The sequence below is a fragment of the Pseudomonas sp. W15Feb9B genome, from assembly GCF_000828175.1.
In the GTDB taxonomy this organism is placed as follows: Bacteria; Pseudomonadota; Gammaproteobacteria; order Pseudomonadales; family Pseudomonadaceae; genus Aquipseudomonas; species Aquipseudomonas parakoreensis.
Genome location: NZ_JTKF01000001.1, coordinates 1 through 15,484 on the forward strand (window position 1 = coordinate 1; position 15,484 = coordinate 15,484).

At 60.8% G+C, this 15,484-nt stretch carries 15 protein-coding genes and 1 pseudogene; 6 read left to right on the top strand and 10 right to left on the bottom strand.

Annotated features, from left to right (window positions below; genetic code table 11):
• Positions 1-77 precede the first annotated feature (77 nt).
• Positions 78-995 carry a LysR family transcriptional regulator gene (locus OC71_RS00005; protein WP_041062327.1) on the bottom strand — a complete coding sequence of 306 codons (918 nt, stop codon included), beginning with the start codon at positions 993-995 and terminating at the stop codon, positions 78-80.
• Between the two features lie 103 nt (positions 996-1,098).
• Here OC71_RS00005 and OC71_RS00010 point away from each other — a divergent pair, with 103 nt between their 5' ends.
• The 3 genes from OC71_RS00010 to OC71_RS00020 all read left to right on the top strand — a co-directional run bounded on the left by OC71_RS00010 (position 1,099) and on the right by OC71_RS00020 (position 5,627).
• Positions 1,099-2,841 carry an amidohydrolase gene (locus tag OC71_RS00010; protein WP_041062330.1) on the top strand — a complete coding sequence of 581 codons (1,743 nt, stop codon included), beginning with the start codon at positions 1,099-1,101 and terminating at the stop codon, positions 2,839-2,841.
• 189 nt (positions 2,842-3,030) lie between these two features.
• Positions 3,031-3,768, top strand: a complete 738-nt coding sequence (locus OC71_RS00015) for a TorF family putative porin (RefSeq protein WP_041062333.1) — start codon at positions 3,031-3,033, stop codon at positions 3,766-3,768.
• Positions 3,769-3,968: 200 nt separating this feature from the next.
• On the top strand, positions 3,969-5,627 hold the full coding sequence (locus tag OC71_RS00020; RefSeq protein WP_041062336.1) for a phosphoethanolamine transferase: 1,659 nt from the start codon (positions 3,969-3,971) through the stop codon (positions 5,625-5,627).
• A 125-nt stretch (positions 5,628-5,752) separates the two neighbouring features.
• On the opposite strand, the gene OC71_RS00025 is transcribed toward OC71_RS00020, so the two are convergent.
• The 9 genes and pseudogenes from OC71_RS00025 to OC71_RS00060 all read right to left on the bottom strand — a co-directional run bounded on the left by OC71_RS00025 (position 5,753) and on the right by OC71_RS00060 (position 13,559).
• Positions 5,753-6,031 carry a DUF971 domain-containing protein gene (locus OC71_RS00025; RefSeq protein ID WP_041062338.1) on the bottom strand — a complete coding sequence of 93 codons (279 nt, stop codon included), beginning with the start codon at positions 6,029-6,031 and terminating at the stop codon, positions 5,753-5,755.
• Positions 6,028-6,990, bottom strand: coding sequence for a HEAT repeat domain-containing protein (locus OC71_RS00030; protein WP_041062339.1), 963 nt, complete (start codon positions 6,988-6,990; stop codon positions 6,028-6,030). The genes OC71_RS00025 and OC71_RS00030 overlap by 4 nt, the downstream gene beginning before the upstream one ends.
• A gap of 32 nt (positions 6,991-7,022) precedes the next feature.
• Positions 7,023-7,145, bottom strand: a pseudogene (locus tag OC71_RS28310) (hypothetical protein); the annotation flags it as partial.
• Positions 7,146-7,383: 238 nt separating this feature from the next.
• Positions 7,384-7,629: a ferredoxin family protein gene (locus tag OC71_RS00035; protein WP_041062341.1), complete on the bottom strand. Its 246-nt coding sequence runs from the start codon at positions 7,627-7,629 to the stop codon at positions 7,384-7,386.
• A 25-nt stretch (positions 7,630-7,654) separates the two neighbouring features.
• A complete protein-coding gene (locus OC71_RS00040; protein ID WP_041062344.1) occupies positions 7,655-9,385 on the bottom strand; it encodes a fumarate reductase/succinate dehydrogenase flavoprotein subunit in 1,731 nt (576 codons plus the stop codon).
• The gene (locus OC71_RS00045; RefSeq protein ID WP_041062347.1) at positions 9,382-10,134 is read right to left on the bottom strand and encodes a GntR family transcriptional regulator; all 753 of its coding nucleotides are present in this window, start codon (positions 10,132-10,134) and stop codon (positions 9,382-9,384) included. Before OC71_RS00045 ends, OC71_RS00040 begins: the two co-directional genes overlap by 4 nt.
• Positions 10,135-10,407: 273 nt before the next feature.
• On the bottom strand, positions 10,408-11,376 hold the full coding sequence (locus OC71_RS00050) for a Gfo/Idh/MocA family protein (RefSeq protein ID WP_041062350.1): 969 nt from the start codon (positions 11,374-11,376) through the stop codon (positions 10,408-10,410).
• Between the two features lie 25 nt (positions 11,377-11,401).
• Complete coding sequence (locus tag OC71_RS00055) at positions 11,402-12,289, bottom strand: Dyp-type peroxidase (protein WP_041062352.1); 888 nt, start codon at positions 12,287-12,289, stop codon at positions 11,402-11,404.
• Between the two features lie 232 nt (positions 12,290-12,521).
• Positions 12,522-13,559, bottom strand: coding sequence for an AraC family transcriptional regulator (locus OC71_RS00060; RefSeq protein ID WP_041062355.1), 1,038 nt, complete (start codon positions 13,557-13,559; stop codon positions 12,522-12,524).
• A 210-nt stretch (positions 13,560-13,769) separates the two neighbouring features.
• Between OC71_RS00060 and OC71_RS00065 the strand changes: the two genes are divergently transcribed.
• The 3 genes from OC71_RS00065 to OC71_RS26890 all read left to right on the top strand — a co-directional run bounded on the left by OC71_RS00065 (position 13,770) and on the right by OC71_RS26890 (position 15,440).
• Entirely contained in the window at positions 13,770-14,717 is a 948-nt protein-coding gene (locus OC71_RS00065; RefSeq protein ID WP_041062358.1) for a transporter, read from the top strand.
• 272 nt (positions 14,718-14,989) lie between these two features.
• The gene (locus tag OC71_RS00070; protein ID WP_003225628.1) at positions 14,990-15,181 is read left to right on the top strand and encodes a hypothetical protein; all 192 of its coding nucleotides are present in this window, start codon (positions 14,990-14,992) and stop codon (positions 15,179-15,181) included.
• On the top strand, positions 15,171-15,440 hold the full coding sequence (locus OC71_RS26890; RefSeq protein WP_084234091.1) for a type II toxin-antitoxin system RelE/ParE family toxin: 270 nt from the start codon (positions 15,171-15,173) through the stop codon (positions 15,438-15,440). The genes OC71_RS00070 and OC71_RS26890 overlap by 11 nt, the downstream gene beginning before the upstream one ends.
• Positions 15,441-15,484 lie beyond the last annotated feature (44 nt).

Genomic DNA, 15,484 nt, shown 5'->3' on the forward strand with positions numbered 1-15,484 from the left:
AGGCTGCGATCTTTTGATTTTAAAAAGCAAGATCAAAAGATCGCAGCCTGCGGCAGCTCCTACAGGGGAACGGGGCTTCAGTTGAGGCCACGTTCGGCGAGGAAGGCGGCGATGTAATCGATGAACGCGACGACCTTGGCCGTGGCTCGTCGATGGCTCGGGTACACCGCAAGAATGTGCGGGCCGAAGCTGTCCGGGTCGATTTCGTAGTCAGCCATGACCCGCACCAGACGCCCGTTGGCGATGTACGGTGCGGCGCTCCACAACGGCGTGTGCAGCAAGCCGCGTCCGGCCAGGGCGCCGGCCAGCAGCAGGTCGTAATTGTCACTGCGCAACCGCGGCGCCGTCGGCTGTGGCAGGCTCAGGCGCTGGCCGTCGCGCTCGGCCCACCAGAATTCGCGACTGAGCAATGGGTGCTGATACAGCAGCCATTCATGCTGTTCGAGGGTTTGCGGATTCACCGGCAAGCCCTTGCGCGCCAGATACTCCGGGCTGCCGCACAAGGCCAGACGATTGCTGCCAACCACCCGCGCAATCAGCCCCGGCAAGTCGTCATGGCCCTCGCGCAAGGCCAGGTCGTAGCCGCTTTCCAGCAGATTGACGAACGCGTCGCACAGATCCACTTGCAGGCTGATCTGCGGGTATTGCTGCAAGAAGCCGTCGCACACCTGATCAAGAAACGCCCGCCCATAAGCCAGTGGCGCGGTGATTTTCAGGTTGCCGCGCAGACCGTGCTGCAATTGCTCGATCTCTTCGCCGGCCTCCTCCAGCCGCTGCAACACCAGCCGTGCGGTTTCCAGGTAGACCCGGCCGATTTCGGTCAGCAGGATCCGCCGCGTGCTGCGCTCGAACAGGCGCGCACCGAGTTCCGCCTCCAGGTGATTGACCGCTTTGGTCAGGGCCGACGGAGTCTTGCCCAGTTGCTCGGCCGCGCGGCTGAAACTGCCGAGTTGCGCGGTGACCACGAACATTTTCAGTGCACCCAACTTGTCCATGCTTTTTCCATTCAGGCAAAAACGTTTTTCGTGAGGAAGGCGTTCTGTCGGCCAGTGTCAGCCACTAATCTGGCCATCAGACGCAATAACAAGGAAATCTTCAATGAAAAGATTCATCCCGCGCCTGTTGGTTGGCGCTGTAAGTTTTGCCTCGATGGAAGCCATGGCCGCCACTGATCTGGTGCTGGTCAACGGCAAGATTTTCACCGCCGACCGTGCACAGCCAAAGGTTCAGGCGCTGGCCGTGGAGAACGGCAAAGTGCTGAAAGTCGGCACCAATGCGCAGATCAAGGCGCTGATCGAACCCGGAACGCAGGTGATCGACCTCGGCGGCAAGACCCTTATGCCAGGCTTGATCGACAGCCATTCCCACGCGATTTTCGGCGGTCTGGAAATGGTCTCGGCCAATATGGAGGACGAAGTCGTCGCCCTCGATGAATTGCAAAAGCGTCTGCGCGCCTGGCGTGATGACGGCAAGGCGAAACACGGCGACGTGCTGAGCATCGCCGGCATGAGTTCAGCGTACTGGGCGCAGGCCGAAGCGCTGGGCAAGACGTTCAACCAGGGCGAATGGGCCGACGTGCCGGTGGTGTTCACCGGCAGTGACCACCACACCGCGTGGGCCAACAACGTGATGCTCAAGCGCGCCGGCATCGACGCGGCATTGCTCAAAACCCTGCCCGCTGCGGAAAAAGACACGATCGGCACACTGGCGAACGGTGAACCCAACGGTTTTCTGGTCGATGCCGGCTGGGACCGGGTCGCAGCCAAAATGCCGGTGCCGAGCCCGGTCGATATGCTCAGCGCGGCCAAATCCGCCGTGCGCTTCAACAACAGCCTCGGCATCACCGCGTGGATGGACCCCGCCGCCAATGCCGCCCCGGGCGAGGCCGTGTTCGCGCTCAAACCCACCGAGAAAACCGTCGGCGTGCTGCCGGCCTACAAAGCGCTGTCGGCAAGCGGCGACATGAGCGTGCACGTCGCAGCGTTGCTGGTCGCCAACCCGAAAAGCCTGCCGGCCGACCTCGACACGCTGGATAAAGTGCGCCAACAGTTTCAGGGCATCCCCAACCTGACCCTGCCCGGGGTCAAGATCTTCGCTGACGGCGTGATCGAGTACCCGGCGCAGAGCGCGGCGATGATCGATCCGTACCGCAATTCGCACAAACAGGGCGAACTGTTGATCGATCCGCAGCATTTCGGCGAACTGGTCAGCGCCATCGACCAGCGCGGCTGGCTGGTGCACATCCACGCCATTGGCGACCGCGCGGTGCGTGAATCGCTGAACGGCATCGAACGCGCGCGCAAGGATCGACAGAGCGGCATCACCCATTCGATCACCCACCTGCAAATGGTCAATCCGAAAGAGTTCGCGCGCTTCAAGCCATTGAACGTGATCGCCTCGATGCAACTGCTGTGGGCCAGCGCCGACGATTACACCACCGACATGATCAAGCCCTACGTCAGCGCCCTCGCCTTCCGTTATCAATACCCGGCGCACTCACTGCTGAAACAGGGCGCGACGATTGCCGGTGCCAGCGACTGGCCGGTGTCGTCACCCAACCCGTTCAATGCCATGGCCCAGGCCATCACCCGCGTCGGGCCGATGGGCGTGCTGAATGCCGACGAGCGTCTGGACCGCGAAACCATGTTTTACGCCTATACCGCCAACGCGGCGCGGACCACAGGCCTGGACAAACAGATCGGCTCACTGACGCCGGGCAAACAGGCTGATTTCATCGTGGTCGACCGCGACGTGTTCAGCGTCGACGAAAAAGCCCTGCATGACACCCAGGTCCTGCAAACCTGGTTTGGCGGGCGTCAGGTCTACACCGCCACCCCATAACAACACCGAACCCACCCTGTGGGAGCGAGCTTGCTCGCGAAGAGGCCAGTCCATTCAACATCTTCACTGACTGACCCACCGCTTTCGCGAGCAAGCTCGCTCCCACAAGGTTTTTGTGGATGCTTGGGATGGCATTCCCACACACAGTTTTCGTACTGCCCAAAAATAATCACAACACCGGGACTTCACATGAAAGCCTTGCCCTTGCTCGCCCTGAGTTCCTTGAGTCTGTTGCCCCTGAGCAGCCATGCGATTGCCTTGAACGACGATTTCGCCTTGCTGGTCGACCTGACGCTGGCTAGCGACTACCGCACTCGCGGCATTTCGCAAACCCAGAATGACCCGGCCGTGCAGGCCGGCCTGACCCTGGCCCACAGCAGCGGTTTATATGCAGGCGCCTGGAGCTCCAACGTCGATTTTGGCGGCGGCCTGAAAACCCGACAGGAAGTCGATTACTACGCGGGCTGGCTGTGGCAGGCCACCGAGGATGTCAGCCTCGATCTGGGCTACATCAAGTACGCCTATCCCAAAGAAAGCCAGTTCAACCAGAGCGAGGTGTACGGCATTCTCGGCGTCTACGGGGTGAAGCTGGCGGCGTATTACTCCAGCGATGCGCCGGGGATCGACAGCAAGCAGAGCTCGCTCTACACCTATGTCGGTTATGAAACCGAGCTGCCGTTCGATTCCGGGTTGAAACTGCGTTACGGCAACATGGATTTCAAGGACCCACACCTGTACTCGGCGTCCGGGCATACCGAAGACAGCTATCGCGAATGGGAGGTCAAGCTGACGCACAACCTGGCCGGCGTGGTGCTGGGCCTGAGCTACATCGATACCGATCTATCGCAAAGCCAGTGCCTGAGCAACTGGGGATTCAAGGATGTGTGCACGGCGACGGTGGTGGCAAGCGTGAGCAAATCTTTCTGACACCCCGCCTTGTGTAGGAGCTGCCGCAGGCTGCGATCTTTTGATTCTGAAAAGCAAGATCAAAAGATCGCAGCCTGCGGCAGCTCCTACGGGGAAACGGAGTAGTTGTTACAGGATGTTTACAAAATTTTTACCAATGTTCTTCTACAGTTACGCGCGTTACCGCGCGTGTTTTCTATTCTGCTAGAGGAATGTCTGTAATGGCTTTGGGCAAAGGACTGCGTTTACCGTCCATCACTTCAACCCGTCTGGTGCTGCTGTTTTCCCTGGCACTGGTGACGCTGTACAACCTGGCAACCTGGAAGGCGCTGGGGAATCTGATCACCTTGCAAGGCGCGCACAAACTGGCGTTTTTCGCCTCGTTCGGGCTGTTCCTGTGGGCGGCGATCACCCTGCTGCTGACCCTCGTTTCGTTTCGCTGGACGCTGAAACCGGCGCTGACCGTGGTCGCTCTGCTCTCGGCCTGCGCGGCGTATTTCATGAACGAATACGGGATCACCATTGACACGGTGATGATCCAGAATGTGTTCGAGACCAACCCGGCCGAGGCTGCGGCGCTGTTCAACGGCAAACTGCTGGCTTACGTGTTGCTGCTCGGCGTGCTGCCAGCGGTGCTGATCTGGCGCTGGCCGGTGAGTTATCGACCGTTCTTTCGCGGCGTGCTCAACAAGGTGCTGGTGATTGCCGCTTGCGTGCTGGTGATCGGCGCATCGGTGGGCGCGTTCTATTCGACCTACGCGCCGATCTTCCGCGAAGAAGACAAGCTCACCCACTTCATCAACCCAACCAACTACATCTACGCCATCAGCAAGTACACCAAGCAGCGCCTGGGTATCAAAAAGCACTTTGTGGTGCAGACCATCGGGGAAGACGCGGTGATGAGCACCAAAGCCGCCAGCCGCGAGAAAAAGTCGCTGATGGTGTTTGTGGTCGGCGAAACCGCCCGCGCCGATCATTTTTCGCTGAATGGCTATGAACGCCAGACCAATCCCGAACTGAGCAAACTGGACATCCTCAACTTCACCCAGGTGCATTCCTGCGGCACGTCCACGGCGGTGTCGGTGCCGTGCATGTTCTCGATGTTCCCCCGTGAGGACTACAGCGACAAGAAAGGCAAAACCTACGAAGGCCTGCTGGATATCCTGCAACGCGCCGGCGTGCAGGTGCTGTGGCTGGACAACAACAGCGACTGCAAGGGCACCTGCCTGCGCGTGCCGCACCGCGACATCGCGAAGAACCAGCCGGGGCCGTTCTGCGACGGCAACAACTGCCTCGATGAGGCGCTGCTGGCCGACCTGCAAAGCTACATCGACAGCCTCAAGGGCCACGCGATCATCGTGTTGCACGCCGACGGCAGCCACGGCCCGGAATACTATGAGCGCTATCCGAAAAGCATGGAGCGCTTCACCCCGATCTGCCACACCAACCAGTTGGGCAGTTGCAGCCGCGATGAACTGGTCAACGTGTACGACAACACCATCCTCTACACCGACCACTTCCTCGCCAAGGTGATCGAGTTGCTCAAGCGCAATCAGGACACCCTGGATACCTCGATGCTGTACGTCTCCGACCACGGCGAATCGCTGGGCGAAAACGGCCTGTACCTGCATGCGGCGCCGTATGCATTGGCGCCGGAAGCGCAGACGCATGTGCCGATGGTGATGTGGTTTGGCAACAACACGCTGGCGCAACTGGGGATTGATCGCGATTGCCTGCAAGGCAAGACCGGACAGCCGGATCTGAGCCATGACAACCTGTTTCATTCGGTGCTGGGGTTGTTCGAGGTGAAAACCGCGCTGTATCAGCCGGGGCTGGATGTGTTTCGCGGGTGCCGGCCAGCCATGACGGCTGCGCAGTAATCCGGATATTGCACAAAACCCTGTGGGAGCTGGCTTGCCAGCGATGGCGGTCTGTCAGTCACATAGATGCCTGATATGCCGGCCTCATCGCTGGCAAGCCAGCTCCCACAGGGAAAGCAGTGTTCTCAAGAACTGAGCTGTGCCAGATAGTCCCACGGGTAAATCCCGCGTTGATGGCCGTCGCTGAACACCAGTTGCACGCCGTAGCCCTGCGGGTTGATCTCAATCAGGCGAACACGCTCATCGACCCGCGGCGTCACACCTTTCAGGCGAAACGCGCGGCACTGCGAGCACGGGCACTGGCGGCGCAGTTCGGCGTGATTGAACAGCGATTCACGGCCGTCCGGCCAGCTCAGACGCAGTGTCCGTTCGCTTTGCGAGTTGCTCACCGACAGCGGATTCATTGCAGCTGACTCAAGGCAATCCGCACCGCTTTACGCACTTCCGGGTCACCGTCATCCTGCGCCGCCTGCAACGCCGCCACCGCACCGCGATCATTCAACTCACCGAGGGCCAGCGCGGCTTCCTTGCGCAGGTTGCTGATGCGATGGCCGAGGGTCTCAATCAAGGCGTCCAGCGCTGCAGCGAAGCGCAAACGCCCGAGGCTGCGGGTGGCGCGCAGGCGCACTTGCCAGTAGTCATCGCCAAGGGCTGCGATCAATGCCGGGCCGGCGTCGCTGTGGCCGACTTTGCCCAGGGTTGTCGCCGCTTCTTCGCGCACTTGCCAGGCAGCGTCCTGCAGTGCCTGACGCAGGGCCGGCAGAACTTCGGCGCAGGAGGCCAATCCCAAAGCCCCGGTGGCGGCGCGGCGCACTTCGGTGTCCGGGTCGGCACTGGCTAGACGCGCCAGAGCCGGCAATGCGTCGAGCTGTTTGAGCCAACCGAGCACGCCGACAGCTTCGCGGCGTACGTTGGCATCGGCATCATCAAGTGCCGCGACAGCAGCAGGCGCCGCAGCGGCGAAACGCAGTTCGCGCAAGGCACGGAACGCGGCGATCCGCACACTGACCTCGGCATGCTCGGTCCACGGCAGAATCACCCGGCCTGCCGCCTCGCTCTTGAGCAGGCTCAGACTTTGCGCGGCGGCGGCCTGCACTGCCGCAGACGGATCGGTCAGCGCCTGGCACAGCGCAGCCACCACCGGTTCGTCTTCCCACGCTTCCAGCAGCCGCGCGGCTTCGGCGCGGACGTCTTCAGCCGGATCATCGGTCAGCCTTTCGACCAGCCACAGCAGGCCGTCCGGTTCTTCCAGATCTGCCAGCTCGATCAGGGCAATGCGCCGCACACCGGCATCGTCAGCGGTCAGACGCGGTTGCAGGGCGAGGATGTTATCGTTATCGGTCACAGCAAAAAATGAGGTCATAGGGCAAATCGCGGCAAGGGGTGTTCGGGCGGCAGGCCGCCGGCGGCGCAATTGATGGTGGTGTCCTGGGTGCCGATGGCGATGCGGATGGTTTCGGCCGAGGCCGACAGAGTGAATGAAGCCAGTACCAGACCGGCGAGTGCTGCACGCAACATGGTGTGTTTCCCCTCGAATCATTGATTGGATGTTCGTCTCCGCCGCGATCAGGGCGCGGTGGGAAACGAGGGGTTTCGGTTATTCCAGCGTCCGGGGTATGCCGGATGGCTTTTGTGTTGTCCAGGCGGGCCTCATCGCTGGCAAGCCAGCTCCCACAGATTTCTCTGTGATTGCAAAGTCCGTGTCTCACTACAAATCCCTGTGGGAGCTGGCTTGCCAGCGATGGCGTCCGCCCAGTCACCGCAGGAGATAGGGGATTTCGACTTTCACCGCGCCAGTCGGGCAATCCTTTTCACAGGGCATGCAGTACCAGCATTCATCGAACGCCATGTAGGCCTTTTGCGTGGCCGGGTTGATCGCCAGCAGGTCCATCGGGCAGACGTCGACGCACACGGTGCAGCCCTTGTCGGCGATGCATTTGTCCTCGTCCACGGTGACCGGGGCGTTGGAGCGGAAGAAGATTTCCTGGGCTTGATAGGCCATGGTTCGGACTCTCTCTGGTGATGCATCAAGCGGCAAAAGCGCCCACTCGCAAGCGGTCGTAAGCCTGCATGTCTTCGGCATCGAGCGCGATGATGTAAGGCTCGACGGGTTTCTTGAAACTGGTCATGCGCCCGTCCTCGCCCTTTTTCAGGTGGCAGTGGCAGAACCACTCGCTGTCGTTGCGCTGCGGATGATCGACGCGGTAGTGGTACAGGCCCCAGCGACTCTCGGCGCGGAACAGTGAGGCGCGCGCGGCCATTTCGGCGCAGTCGCGGATTACGCTGGTTTCCATGGCGCGCATCAATTCGTGGGCGTTGTTGGCCTTCATCTGCTCAAGGTCGCGTTCGATGTCGCTGAAGCGCTGCAAGCCGATCTGCATTTTTTTGGTCACTTTCGGCGGTTGCAGGTAGTCGTTGACGAAGCGCCGCAGCTTGTACTCGACCTGCGCCGGCGGTAGCCCTTGTTCACGATCCAGCGGCGCGTAGACCCGGGCTTTCTCTGTTTCGATCTGCGCGGCATCCAGCGCCGAGAACTCGCGCCCGGCGACAAAATCTGCCGCGTTGTGCCCGGCAAACCAGCCGTAGGTGAACGCGCCGAGCATGTAGTTGTGCGGCACGGCGGCCATGTCACCGGCCGAGTACAAACCTTTGACCGAGGTCTCGGCGCGCTCGTTGACCCACACCCCGGACGCCGAATGGCCGCTGCAAAAACCAATCTCGGAGATGTGCATCTCGACCATCTGCGTGCGGTAATCGGTGCCGCGATTGGCGTGGAACTGACCACGACTCGGGCGCTCGTTACTGTGCAAGATCTCTTCGATGTTCTGGATGGTTTCCTCGGCCAGGTGATCGAGTTTGAGGAACACCGGGCCGTTGCCGCTTTCCAGTTCCTGGTGGAACTCCCACATCATCTGCCCGCTCCAGTAGTCGCACTCGATGAAGCGTTCGCCCTTGTTGTTGGCGGTGTAACCACCGAGCGGGCCGGTGACGTAGGCGCAGGCCGGGCCGTTGTAATCCTTGATCAACGGGTTGATCTGGAAGCATTCCAGGTTCGCCAGCTCGGCCCCGGCGTGATACGCCATCGCGTAGCCGTCGCCGGCATTGGTCGGGTTTTCGTAGGTACCCATCAGGTAACCCGAGGACGGCAATCCCAAGCGACCGGCCGCGCCACAGGCGAGAATCACCGCTTTGGCCTTGATCACATGGAAGTCGGCAGTTCGGCAGTCAAAACCCATCACCCCGTTGACCGCGCCCTCCTCGTCGGTCAGCAAACGGGTGCAAACGAGGCGATTGGTGATGCTCACCCGCGCCCGTTTCAACTGGCGGTAAAGGACTTTTTTGATGTCGTGCCCTTCCGGCATCGGCAGCACGTAGGCGCCCATGTGGTGGACTTTTTTCACCGCGTAATCGCCGGTCTCGTCCTTCTCGAACTTCACGCCCCAGCGATCCAGTTGCTCGATGGTCTCGAAGCTATGAGTGGCATAGGCGTACACCGCCGCCTGATTGACGATGCCGTCGTTGGCGATGGTGATTTCCTTGGTGTACTGCTCCGGCGTCGAGTGGCCGGGGATGATCGCGTTGTTCAGGCCGTCCATGCCCATGCTGATCGCGCCGCTGCGTTTGACGTTGGCCTTGTCCACCAGCAACACGCGCAAATCACGGTTCTTTTCTTTGGCCTTGATCGCGGCCATCGGCCCGGCAGTGCCGCCGCCGATCACGACGATGTCGTATTCCTGTTCCAACGTGTTGCGCGTCATGCCTGCTCCCCTTTTTGCCGGTCGATCCGCAGGCGGTACTGGAAGGCATCGCCACGGTAGTAAAGGTGCTCGAAGTCCAATGGCTGACCGTCGGCGTCGTGGGTCAGGCGCTCAATGCGCATGATGGGCGAGCCGGCTTCGACGTTCAGCGCCTGGGTCAAATCGCTGTCGGCCAGTACCGCGTCGATCGCCAGATCCGCGTGACCGAGGGCAATGCCGCAGTCGTTTTCCAGAATCAGGAAGATGTCGCGCGTCACCAGATCCGCCTTCTCCAGGCGTTCGCCGATGGCTTTGGGCAGGTAGGTGATTTCCAGCGAGATCGGTTCGCGGTTGATCAGGCGGACGCGTTTGATCTGCGCCACGGTCTCGCCTTCGGCGACTTGCAGGCGCTCGGCCACGCGTTTGTCGGCAGGGATGAATTTGAAGCTGCGCAGGCGGTTGATCACCTCGTAGCCGCGCCCGGTCATGGACTCGGCGAGGCCTTGCAGGCTGCTGACGTTCTGGAAGGTTTTCGGCTTGGCGACGAACGTGCCTTTACCGTGGATCTTGAAGATCAGCCCTTCTTTCTGCAGATCGCCCAGTGCCTGACGCACGGTGATGCGGCTGACTTTGAACAGCGCGCCGAGCTCGCTTTCGGAAGGCATTTGGCTGTCTTGCGGATATTCGCCGTCAAGAATGCGGGCGCGCAGCACGTCGCGCAGTTGCGTGTGCAGCGGGACACTTGCCAGGGACAGTACGTTATCGGTCATCACGGGATCACTTGTTATAACGAGTTATGACGTGATCTTAGAGACGTTATGACAAGCTTGAGAAATATTGTTTGGGCATAACCTTAGAGCTGGAGCAGTTCCTGAGGGCTCCCGTCTCCTGTGGCGAGGGAGCTCGCTCCCGCTCGGCTGCGCAGCAGTCGTAAACCCGGCTGAGGTGATTTACCTGGAATACCTCGTTGCCAGTATTTGGGGCCGCTGCGCGACCCAGCGGGAGCAAGCTCCCTCGCCACAGGGTTGGTTTTAAGACGTAAATCAATAACGTTTGAGGATCTGGTCCATCACCCAATCGGTTTTGAGGGCGTGTTCGGCGACTGCCGGATGCTGCGAATCACCACGGATATGCGCATTCATGCCCAGCACGTGATGCCACTGAATGTGCTCGTGATGGGGGATTTCCAGGCTGATCTGCTCATCGGCGAATAGCTGCACCGGATGTTCGTCAAACACGGAGAATGCGATGCGCCCCTGACTGCCGATTATTTCCACCCGGTCCTCGCGCCGATCCGCGACAAAACTCCAACAGCCCATGCCCAATGCTCCGGAGGCGAAGCGCCAACTGGCACTGACCGCGTCTTCCGCCGCATACAACCCGGCTTGCCGGGCGGTGAAACCGGCGACTTCAACGATGTCGCCGAGCAGGTACTGGAACAGGTCAAAACCATGGCTGGCCAGATCGGCAAAGTAACCGCCACCGGCGACGCTCGGGTCGGTTCGCCAATTGGCGCTGCCATCCAGATCCGCTGCCGAGGGGGCTTTGGTCAGCGTCCAGCTCAGGTGTCGTACCTCACCGATGCGGCCCTGCGCCAGCCATCGCCGCACTTGAGCAAAACGCGGCAACGACCGGCGGTAGTAGGAAACGAACAGGTGCAGACCGGCGTCGGCAAACGCCTGCTGCATCTCGCGGCTTCGCCCGGCGTTGAGCGCCATCGGTTTCTCAACGCAGCAATGCTTGCCGGCGGCAGCGACTTTCAGGCTGTAGGCGTGGTGGCTGTCGGGCGGCGTGGCGATGTACACCGCGTCCACCTCGGGGTCGTTGATCAGTGCGTCAACATCGGTGTAGACCCGGGCGATGCCATGTCGCGCGGCGTAATCGCTCACCGCTTCAAGGCGCCGGCCCATCACCGCCACCAGCGCCGAACCGGGCGCCTTGTAAAAGGCCGGCCCGCTCTTGCGTTCAGTGACGCTGCCGCAACCGATCATGCCCCAACGCACCACGTCCATGCTCAACTCCCTTTGTTTGAAACACTCAGCCGATGCGCAACGCGCGCAGATCGAGGTGGCCGTCCTTGATGGGCGGGCACCAGTAATAGCCGCCGGTAATCGGTCGGCTGATGCGGTACAGACCATCAGCGATACCGTCTTCCAGACCGCTCATGCGCCGCAGTTGCGCCTCGAAGGCGTCCAGCGAGAACCCGAAGGCGAGGAACATCAGACCGGCCCGGTCACCTTCAATCCATGGCATCGAACGGCGCACGACGAAGGCTTCGGGGGCGAAGCTTTCCTGGGCGGTGCGTTTGACGTGGGCAGAGACTGGCGCATCGTCGATCTCCTCGTTGTCGCTCAGGCGACGGCCCATGATGTTGTCCTTGTCTTCGCCGGACAATTGATGAAAACCCTTGAGGTCGTGCTGCCACTGCTGGATCGCGGCGAAGCTGCCGCCGACCAGACCTTCTGCGCCCTCGCCCAACAAGGCTGCAGCGATGGCGGCTTCGTCGTGCGGGTTTTCGGTGCCGTCTTCGTAGCCGGTCAGGTCATGGCCGTCCTTGTGGCGGAAGGCTTCCTGCCTGTCGACCAGGCGCAGCGCCGGGGCCAGTGCGGCCTCAACGGCGTTGCAGCGGTTGAGCAGTTCGCCACGGTCGTCACCGTGCAGCCAGACCCACAGCGCGTGCTGGGTCGAGGGGTTTTCCACGCCGACGCCGGTCATGGCCGGGAAGCTGCGCAGACCATCAATCTGTACGTTCAGCGCCTTGGTCAGGGATTCACCGAAACCGACCACCGCCGACTTGCCGTCCACCAGGCTCAGCAGGTTGTCGATCGCCTGCGGCAGTGCTTCAACCGACGCCAGGGCGAAAAACAGGTGGCGCGCTTGTGCAGGAACGGGGGTGGCGAGAATGCCCGGCTGGTAGTAACTCATGTGAACTCCTTGGGAAAGTGCGCGGGAGTTTACCTGTAGCTGAAGGGCTTGTGGGGTTGAAATACTGATGAGTGGCGCACGGAAGCCTGTGGCGAGGGAGCTTGCTCCCGCTCGGGGGCGAAGCACCCGCAAACCCCGCCGGCATGGTGTGTCTGGAGAAATGGCGTGGCAGGTTTTGGGTCTGCTGCGCAGCCCAGCGGGAGCAAGCTCCCTCGCCACAGGGGACCGATGTCTAAGCGGTGCTTGCATCCTGGCGCCACGCACTCGGGCTCATCCCGGTCCAGCGCTTGAACGCCCGACGGAAGCTGCGCACGTCGCTATAGCCGACTTCTTCGGTGATGCGTTCAATCGGCATGTCCGGATTCGCCAGCAGACTCAGGGTCCGCGCCTGCCGCACCTGTTCCAGCAGCGCTTCGAAGGTCAGTGCGTGCTCGGTGAGGCGCCGACGCAAAGTGCGGCTGCTCATGTTCAGGTCGCCGGCGATTTTTTCGATGTGACTGCCCCGGCTCAAGTCCCGGGCAATCGCCCGCTCCACGGCTTGAATCAAATCGAGTTTCTGGTGCACCTGCGCCGCTTCCAGCTCCAGCAATGCAACCGCTTGGCGCAGCGCCAGCGAATGATGATTGGGCAAGTTGACGTCCAGCCACTGAACATCGATCAACATACGATTGTGCAGACAACCGAAGCGCACATCGGGCCCGAGCAAGCGGTGGTATTCGCTCAGGTAATCCGGTGCGGCATGCACAAACTCCACGGCAATCGGCTTGAATTCACTGCCGGCCAAGGCCCGGCCATACACCAGCAGGCTGGCGAAAAACTCTTCGACGGCAAACACCTGAACGTCGGCGAACGGCAAGCGGCACTCGGCGTCGAGGTGCACCTGATCACCCGCCACATCGACGCTGGACACCACGATCCCGCCGGAGGTGTGCTGATGGCGGATGCCGAGGGCAAAGGCATCACGCAAGGTCTTGCACAGCGACAGCACATGCCCGAGCAGCCCCAGCGTACCCAGCACATTCTGCGCGCCGACCCACAACCCCAAACCCTGATTGGGCAACACTTTGAGCGCGCGCTGAATCATTGCCACAGCCTGGCGATAGGAAATCCGTTGCGCCGGATCCTGCAGATCATCGAGGGTGAAGCCCAGGCCGCGGCACAGGCTTTCGGGGTCGATGCCTTTGTTGTGCACGACTTCGGCGAGGGTTTGCAGGAGAAACGGCGAGACCAGCGCCAATTCGAAAGTGGGGTCTTGGACTTTTACGTTCATGGGAGCTGACATTCCGGATCACGCTTGATTGTTATTTTTGTAACCGGTTATGTCGAAGGAAGTTAGCACAGGGTTGGCCGACTGTCCGCAGAAGTCCCCCTAACTGTCCGCCAATACCCTGCCCCGTCGGGCCTCTAGCGCTTATTTCTATGGTGCCGGACGTTCTGCGTACCGGCGCCACGTCCCACCACAATAATAATGAGGACAGCCATGAGCCCGAACCGCGCCACTTTCCCCTTGCGTCTGGCACTGACTTTGCTCGGTTGCACCGCGTCCCTGTCGGCCCTGGCCACCGAAGCCGGCGTCGACAACATCGGCCCCGGCACCGACGGGTTCTTCATGCTGCCGCTGGAAGTCGACAGCCTTCCGCAGAACATGGTCGCGTTCAACCTTTACTACAACCATTACAAGTCGACGAAGCTCAACATCAGTTCGTTGGGCGGCAAGGTGCCGAATGTCGACATCGAATCCACGGCGGTCATTCCGCGCATCGATTACCTGAGCCCGGTACGCGTGTTCGGCGGACGCCTGGCCGGCTACATCGCCCAGCCCTGGTTGAAGCAGGAAGTGTCGGTATTCGGTCTCAGCGATACCCGCGAAGGCATGGGCGACACCACGATTGCACCGATCATCCTGTGGGATATGGGCAAGAACCTGACCCTCGGCGCCGCCCTGGAAATCACGGTGCCCACCGGTGAATACAGCGTCGATCGGCTGGCCAATACCAGCAACAATTTCTACACCTACAAGCCGCTGTTCTCGTTCACCTGGCTGCCGACCGACAAGACCGAGGTTTCACTCAAGACCACCTACAGCTTCAACGAAAAGAACAAGGACACCGACTACAAGTCCGGACAGATTTTCCACTTCGATTATTCGGCCAGTTACAAGATCACCGACGATGTGATGTTCGGTATCAACGGCTACTACCTCAAGCAGACCACCGACGACAAACAGTACGGCCATACCGTCCAGTTCGCCGGGCAGGATGTGGACGACGGCGTGCGCGGCAAGGTCTTCGCGATTGGCCCGGCGCTGCACTTCACCTTCCTCAAATACGCCAGCGCGGAGATTCGCTGGGCCAAGGAATTTGACGTGGAGAACCGGCCGGAAGGCGACATGCTCTGGGCCAAGGTCAGCATCCCCTATGCCTTCTGACCTCGACCTGCAGGAGCTGCCGCAGGCTGCGATCTTTTGACGTTGGTTTTCACAGGCCAGATCAAAAGATCGCAGCCTGCGGCAGCTCCTACACAGACGGCGGTGTTGTGGAGGAATCCGATGACAACGTGCGTCGATTTTCCCTTATGGGCAAGGGAAACGTCTGACATCTTTCCCGCCAGCGCTTGGGGATACTTGGCACTTCGTCTTGCCAGTGACGACAGCGAGCCACATCCCCCTTAGACTGCTTCACATTGATCATGGAGGTCACTATGAGCGCCGAACTTTCCCTTATCGTTTCAGACTTCGAAACCCCAGAGCAGGCCGCCAGCTATGATCGCTGGTTCAGGGCACAGGTACAGGCCTCGATGGATGATCCGCGGCCCAACATCCCCCACGAGCAGGTGATGGCCGAGATGCGCGCCCTCATCGAATCGAAACTCAACAAAAACAGTGCGGGTTGACTGGCGACCTGAAGCTCGCACTCAACTCTGGCAAACCCTGAACTACATCGCTGACCGTAACGCCGTTGCGGCCAGTCAACTGAACGCCGCCATCGAAGCGGCTACCTCCGCCCTCCCACTTCACCCCTACCTTTATCGCTTCGGCAAGGTCGCCGGCACCCGGGAAATCGTTGTCCATCCCAACTATGTCGTGGTTTATCGGGTGACCGAGCGGATCGAAATCCTAAACGTATTGCATGCTCGACAAGGGTATCCCTGAACCTTCCCACCTACACAAAAAAAGGGCGACCAACCGGTCGCCCA

Excerpts from the sequence above, each read along its gene's own strand:
- OC71_RS00005 (WP_041062327.1), bottom strand. The coding sequence starts at position 995 with ATGGACAAGTTGGGTGCACTGAAAATGTTCGTGGTCACCGCGCAACTC.
- OC71_RS00010 (WP_041062330.1), top strand. The coding sequence starts at position 1,099 with ATGAAAAGATTCATCCCGCGCCTGTTGGTTGGCGCTGTAAGTTTTGCC.
- OC71_RS00015 (WP_041062333.1), top strand. The coding sequence starts at position 3,031 with ATGAAAGCCTTGCCCTTGCTCGCCCTGAGTTCCTTGAGTCTGTTGCCC.
- OC71_RS00020 (WP_041062336.1), top strand. The coding sequence starts at position 3,969 with ATGGCTTTGGGCAAAGGACTGCGTTTACCGTCCATCACTTCAACCCGT.
- OC71_RS00025 (WP_041062338.1), bottom strand. The coding sequence starts at position 6,031 with ATGAATCCGCTGTCGGTGAGCAACTCGCAAAGCGAACGGACACTGCGT.
- OC71_RS00030 (WP_041062339.1), bottom strand. The coding sequence starts at position 6,990 with ATGACCTCATTTTTTGCTGTGACCGATAACGATAACATCCTCGCCCTG.
- OC71_RS00035 (WP_041062341.1), bottom strand. The coding sequence starts at position 7,629 with ATGGCCTATCAAGCCCAGGAAATCTTCTTCCGCTCCAACGCCCCGGTC.
- OC71_RS00040 (WP_041062344.1), bottom strand. The coding sequence starts at position 9,385 with ATGACGCGCAACACGTTGGAACAGGAATACGACATCGTCGTGATCGGC.
- OC71_RS00045 (WP_041062347.1), bottom strand. The coding sequence starts at position 10,134 with ATGACCGATAACGTACTGTCCCTGGCAAGTGTCCCGCTGCACACGCAA.
- OC71_RS00050 (WP_041062350.1), bottom strand. The coding sequence starts at position 11,376 with ATGGACGTGGTGCGTTGGGGCATGATCGGTTGCGGCAGCGTCACTGAA.
- OC71_RS00055 (WP_041062352.1), bottom strand. The coding sequence starts at position 12,289 with ATGAGTTACTACCAGCCGGGCATTCTCGCCACCCCCGTTCCTGCACAA.
- OC71_RS00060 (WP_041062355.1), bottom strand. The coding sequence starts at position 13,559 with ATGAACGTAAAAGTCCAAGACCCCACTTTCGAATTGGCGCTGGTCTCG.
- OC71_RS00065 (WP_041062358.1), top strand. The coding sequence starts at position 13,770 with ATGAGCCCGAACCGCGCCACTTTCCCCTTGCGTCTGGCACTGACTTTG.
- OC71_RS00070 (WP_003225628.1), top strand. The coding sequence starts at position 14,990 with ATGAGCGCCGAACTTTCCCTTATCGTTTCAGACTTCGAAACCCCAGAG.